Source organism: Escherichia sp. KCJ4928, assembly GCF_004352695.1.
GTDB lineage: Bacteria > Pseudomonadota > Gammaproteobacteria > Enterobacterales > Enterobacteriaceae > ECMA0423.
The window spans coordinates 1-747 of record NZ_SJWV01000503.1 but is presented as its reverse complement, the minus strand read 5'-3'; the positions used below and the strand labels follow the sequence as shown (position 1 = coordinate 747).

Here is a 747-nt window from a genome sequence, read left to right as displayed (position 1 = left end):
AGCAACTGGAAGTTAATCCACTGCAATCTATTGTTATATTGAATCAAATCAATGAAAATAGATGTTGTCACATCAGTGATATTTTATTTTTGTATGATATTTAATGTAATTGACTGCTAGCCACATCACTCCGTGTGTGGTTATCTTTTTATCTATTGGGCTAATTTTGACCGATTGAGGTTTCCTATAGGTATTCATTCAAATATATCTCAGTTAGGAGTACTACTATTGTGAGTAAACGTCGTTATCTTACCGGTAAAGAAGTTCAGGCCATGATGCAGGCGGTTTGTTACGGGGCAACGGGAGCCAGAGATTATTGTCTTATTCTGTTGGCATATCGGCATGGGATGCGTATTAGTGAACTGCTTGATCTGCATTATCAGGATCTTGACCTTAATGAAGGTCGAATAAATATTCGCCGACTGAAGAACGGATTTTCTACCGTTCACCCGTTACGTTTTGATGAGCGTGAAGCCGTGGAACGCTGGACCCAGGAACGTGCTAACTGGAAAGGCGCTGACCGGACCGACGCTATATTTATTTCTCGCCGCGGGAGTCGGCTTTCTCGCCAGCAGGCCTATCGCATTATTCGCGATGCCGGTATTGAAGCTGGAACCGTAACGCAGACTCATCCTCATATGTTAAGGCATGCTTGTGGTTATGAACTGGCGGAGCGTGGTGCCGATACCCGTTTAATTCAGGATTATCTCGGGCATCGAAATATTCGCCATACTGTACGTTATACCG

General features: G+C 43.6%; 1 protein-coding gene. It reads left to right on the top strand.

What is annotated here, in order from left to right:
- Positions 1-230: 230 nt before the first annotated feature.
- Positions 231-747 (top strand): type 1 fimbria switch DNA invertase FimE (gene fimE, locus E0D98_RS25155; RefSeq protein WP_096987312.1); only part of this gene is annotated, 517 nt, incomplete at its 3' end.